Source organism: Paracoccus sp. UBA5162, assembly GCF_002413585.1.
Classification (GTDB): Bacteria; Pseudomonadota; Alphaproteobacteria; order Rhodobacterales; family Rhodobacteraceae; genus Paracoccus.
In genome coordinates, this window is the sequence record NZ_DHXG01000094.1 from 1 (window position 1) to 4,161 (window position 4,161).

General features: G+C 61.7%; 6 protein-coding genes. 4 read left to right on the forward strand and 2 right to left on the reverse strand.

Annotated elements, in window-relative coordinates; all coding sequences use genetic code 11:
• From B4A72_RS15220 to B4A72_RS15230, 3 genes are all read left to right on the forward strand, one after another.
• On the forward strand, positions 1-342 hold a 342-nt coding region (locus tag B4A72_RS15220), incomplete at its 5' end, for an amino acid ABC transporter permease (RefSeq protein WP_292956188.1).
• Between the two features lie 17 nt (positions 343-359).
• Positions 360-1,133, forward strand: coding sequence for an amino acid ABC transporter ATP-binding protein (locus tag B4A72_RS15225; RefSeq protein WP_292956185.1), 774 nt, complete (start codon positions 360-362; stop codon positions 1,131-1,133).
• A gap of 40 nt (positions 1,134-1,173) precedes the next feature.
• Positions 1,174-2,088: an aminotransferase class IV gene (locus B4A72_RS15230; protein WP_414692172.1), complete on the forward strand. Its 915-nt coding sequence runs from the start codon at positions 1,174-1,176 to the stop codon at positions 2,086-2,088.
• Between the two features lie 196 nt (positions 2,089-2,284).
• Here B4A72_RS15230 and dmeF read toward each other — a convergent pair whose 3' ends face one another.
• Positions 2,285-3,265, reverse strand: a complete 981-nt coding sequence (dmeF, locus tag B4A72_RS15235; protein WP_292956179.1) for a CDF family Co(II)/Ni(II) efflux transporter DmeF — start codon at positions 3,263-3,265, stop codon at positions 2,285-2,287.
• Positions 3,262-3,534 (reverse strand): metal/formaldehyde-sensitive transcriptional repressor, encoded by a 273-nt coding sequence (locus tag B4A72_RS15240; RefSeq protein ID WP_292956795.1) that lies wholly within the window; start codon positions 3,532-3,534, stop codon positions 3,262-3,264. The genes dmeF and B4A72_RS15240 overlap by 4 nt, the downstream gene beginning before the upstream one ends.
• Before the next feature lie 403 nt (positions 3,535-3,937).
• On the opposite strand from B4A72_RS15240, the gene B4A72_RS15245 reads away from it, so the two are divergent.
• A partial coding sequence (locus tag B4A72_RS15245; RefSeq protein ID WP_292979037.1) for an aldehyde dehydrogenase family protein occupies positions 3,938-4,161 on the forward strand: 224 nt, incomplete at its 3' end.

Sequence of the window (4,161 nt, forward strand, 5' to 3'; positions counted from 1 at the left end):
ATTTTCCGGGGCGGCATCAGGTCGATCCATCGCGGCCAGATGGAGGGCGCGCTTGCCATCGGCATGTCCCGAACCCAGGCCATGCGCCGGGTAATCCTGCCGCAGGTCATCAAGCGCATGCTGCCGGCCCTGACCAACCGGACGATCGAGGTGGCCAAGATGTCCTCGCTTGCCTCGGTGATCTCGGTGCACGAACTGATGTACCAGGGACGTCTGCTCTCATCGACCTATTATCGACCCTTCGAGATCCTGACGGCGGTGGCCTTCATCTACTTTGTTCTGATCTATCCCGGCACCTTCCTTGCCGGGCGTCTCGAAAAGCACCTGGCGCGGTCCAACTGACCTGAAAAGGAACTCGCATGACCGGCAATCCCATTCTGGAAATCAAGGCCCTGCACAAGCGGTTCGGCGACCATCACGTTCTCAAGGGAATCGATTTCACCGTCGAGCCGGGCGAACGCGTCGCGATCATCGGCGGTTCGGGCTCGGGCAAGTCCACCTTCCTGCGCTGCATAAATTTCATGGAGACGCTGAGCGCGGGGGAGATCTGGCTGGATGGCACCCGCATCGGCGTCGAGCGGAAAGGGACCGTCACCTATCCCGATAAACAGCTCTGCCAGGTGCGCGAGCGGCTGGGCATGGTGTTTCAGCAGTTCAATCTCTTTCCTCACATGAGCGTCCTGGGCAACGTCATGGAGGGACTTGTGACGGTCAAGGGCATGGCGAAAGCCGAGGCCCGCAGGATCGCCGAGGCCGAACTGGCCAAGGTCGGCCTGTCGGATAAGCTCGACGCCTGGCCCGGGCGCCTTTCCGGCGGCCAGCAGCAGCGCGTCGCCATCGCCCGAGCGCTGTCGATGCAGCCCGAGATCCTGCTCTTTGATGAGCCGACCTCATCGCTCGACCCCGAACTTGTGGGCGAGGTGCTGCGCGTCATCAACAAGCTGGCCGAAGAAGGGCGGACTATGCTGCTTGTCACGCATGAGCTTGGCTTTGCCTACCACTTCGCCACCAAGGTGATCTTTCTCGCCGATGGCGTTTTCCACGAGGTCGGCACCCCCGACGAGGTTCTCAAGAACCCGCGAAAGCCGCGCACGCGGGACTTTCTCCGGCGCTTCGGAGAATTCGCGTTCTGAAACGCGCCCGATCCAGACATCTCAAGACCAAGGTATGATCATGACCCCTCAAAGCAGCTCCTCTTCCCAGAGCTACGTGAAAGACCCGCGCAACGACGGCGTCGAGATATATGTGAACGGCGAATTCTTCAGCCGTGACGAGGCCAAGGTCTCGATCTTCGACGCGGGGTTCGTGCTCGGCGACGGCGTTTGGGAAGGTATCCGCCTGATCAAGGGCAGGCTGCTGGCCATCGATGAGCACATCGACCGCATCTTTGAAGGTGCGAACGCGCTTCAAATCGACATCGGCTTCGGCAAGGCCGAACTGGTCGATGAAATCTGGAAATGCCTTGGGCACAACGAGATGGAGGACGGCGTCCACATCCGCCTGATGATCTCGCGCGGGCGCAAGTCGACGCCGAACCAGGATCCGCGCTTTATCGTCGGTGGTGCAACGATCGTGATCGTGGCCGAGTGGAAACAGCCCAATCCCGAACTGAAGGCAAGCGGTATCAAGCTGATGACCTCGACCATCCGCTGTTCGACGCCCGATGTCTTCGACCTGCGCCTCAATTCGCACTCACGTCTCAACTTCATTCAGGCTTTGATCCAGGCGATCAACATGGGCGCGGACGAGGCGCTCATGCTTGACGATCGCGGTTTCGTCGCCTCCTGCAACTCGACCAACTTCTTCATCATCCGGGGCCAGGAACTCTGGACCTCGGACGGGCAGACCTGCTTCAACGGCATCACGCGCAAGAAGGCGATCACGCTTTGGCGTGAGGCGGGCCTTGTCGTCCGCGAAAAGGCCTTCACACTGGCCGAGGTCTACGCGGCAGACGAGGCCTTCGTGACCGGCACGCTCGGCGGCATCACGCCGGTTTCCAGTATTGATGGCCGCGCGATCGGTTCGGGCAAGCCCGGTCCGATGACGGCCAGGATGAACGATCTCTACCAGGCCTATATCCGGGCCTGACCGATCCCCGCGCCGGATCGTCTTTCCGCCCCGGCTGCGGGCCCCGATCCGGCGAAACCTGCGCCGCGCAACCTCCATCGCCTTCCGACAGACCGGCCGGCTCGCCCGTCAGGACCGCCGCCTGCGCGTTGGTATCGTCTGATCGCGCTGCTCTGCTGGCGCATCGCGCAGCCCATGCAGGGCCGGGTCCAGTATTTCAGGCAGTCCTTGCATGCACTTCGATGGTGACATGGGCGAGTTCATGCACGCTTTCCAGCCGCCTCCGGTATTCCGTGACCGGCTTCGGATCCGCGCTCAGGATCGAGATGATGGCGCCGTGATGTCCCGGACCCAGTTGCCAGACGTGAAGGTCGATTATTTCATCGCGTTCGTTTTCGATGGCGGCGCGGACCTCGTTCGGCAGAACGTCATCGCCATAATGCAGCAGCACCGCACCGCTATCGCGCAACAGGCCCCACGACCAGCGAAGAATGACAACAGCGCCAACGATGCCGATCAGAGGGTCGAGCCACACCCAGCCATAGCTGCGTCCCGCGAGCAGTGCGAAGATCGCCATCACCGAAATGAGGGCATCGGCGAGGACATGCAGATAGGCCGCGCGCAGGTTGTTGTCGCGATGTTCCACGCCGGTCGCATTTGCGCTGTGATGTCCGTCCTTGTGGGTTTGCGCATGGTGGTGGTCATCATGGTGGTGATGTCCGTGCCCATGATGATGGTCGGGATCATCCTTGAGCAACCAGGCGCTGACCAGGTTGATGACAAGGCCCAACGCCGCCACCAGGATCGCCTCGTCGAAACTGATCGGAACCGGGCTGCGCAGCCGGACAAGGCTTTCCCAGCCGATCAGCAAAGCGACGATGGCCAGAACGGTCGCGCTGCCGAACGCGGCCAGATCGCCAAGCTTGCCGGTGCCGAAGGTAAAGCGCGGGTTGCGCGCATTTCTTCGGGCATAGAGATAGGCCAGCGCCGTGATCAGCAGCGCCGAGGCATGCGTGGACATGTGCCAGCCGTCAGCCAGCAACGCCATCGATCCAAAGATCGTCCCGGCGGTGATTTCGGCAACCATCATCGTCGCTGTCAGCGCGATGACGGCCCAGGTCCGGCGTTCGTTGCGGGCATGGTTTTCGCCAAGGAATACGTGGTCGTGCGGAACGACGGGTGCGAAATCGCGGCTCATCTGAGATGCCTTCTCATGACTTCGGTGAATTCCGCCGCCCCGGCGGCACGTTGCGCCTCGTTTTCCGCATCGACGATATGGTTGCGCAGATGATCCTCGAGCAGTTCGACGACGAGACCGTTGGTGGCTCCGCGCACCGACGCGGCGAGGTTCAGAATTTCGGCACAGGAGGCTTCGGCTTCCAGCGCACGCTCGATCGCTTCCATCTGACCCTTCAGCCGGCGGACCCTTGCAATGAGCTTCGATTTGTTCTCGGTGGTGTGTGACATAGGAAAGGGTGCTACCCTATATTCGGGGCGGGCGCAAGTTGATCTTGCCGACCAGGATGCCGCCACGCACCGCACGATTGATCGTTCGTCGTTGCCGGAACCGGCCAGCGCAGGCGGCACGGACGATCCTTGTCGCCATAGCGGCTGGCCCTTTCGTCGCACGGTCGCTTGCCCGGCCAATCCGGGGCGCGTCGCCATGCCGCGCAACTCACCGATTGTCCGCGATGTCTTCGCAGATCCGCGTCATCGGGGTCGGATCAGCCTGTGCATTCGCCAATCGGACCGATCCGGAACGACGATGTCACCAGGAAGGATCGTCAAGATATGATTGCACGCAAGGAACATCGAGCACGACGATCGCGTTGCCCGCCCAGAAACGCTTCCGGACAGCACGGAGATATCCATGGCCAGCCAGATCACCACCATCAATCCCGCGACAGAGGAAACGCTGAACACCTACGCCCTCATGACCAATGACGAGGTGAAGGACGCCGTGCGCGGATGCCACGAGGCTTTTCTCGAATGGCGGGAGCGCCCGATCGAAGAGCGGGCCGAGACCATCCGCGCGATCGGCAACGAACTCGCGAACAGCAAGGAAGACTTTGCCCAGCTCATGACCCGCGAGGT

Coding starts and splice junctions, on each gene's coding strand:
- B4A72_RS15225 (WP_292956185.1), top strand. CDS start 360: ATGACCGGCAATCCCATTCTGGAAATCAAGGCCCTGCACAAGCGGTTC.
- B4A72_RS15230 (WP_414692172.1), top strand. CDS start 1,174: ATGACCCCTCAAAGCAGCTCCTCTTCCCAGAGCTACGTGAAAGACCCG.
- dmeF (WP_292956179.1), bottom strand. CDS start 3,265: ATGAGCCGCGATTTCGCACCCGTCGTTCCGCACGACCACGTATTCCTT.
- B4A72_RS15240 (WP_292956795.1), bottom strand. CDS start 3,534: ATGTCACACACCACCGAGAACAAATCGAAGCTCATTGCAAGGGTCCGC.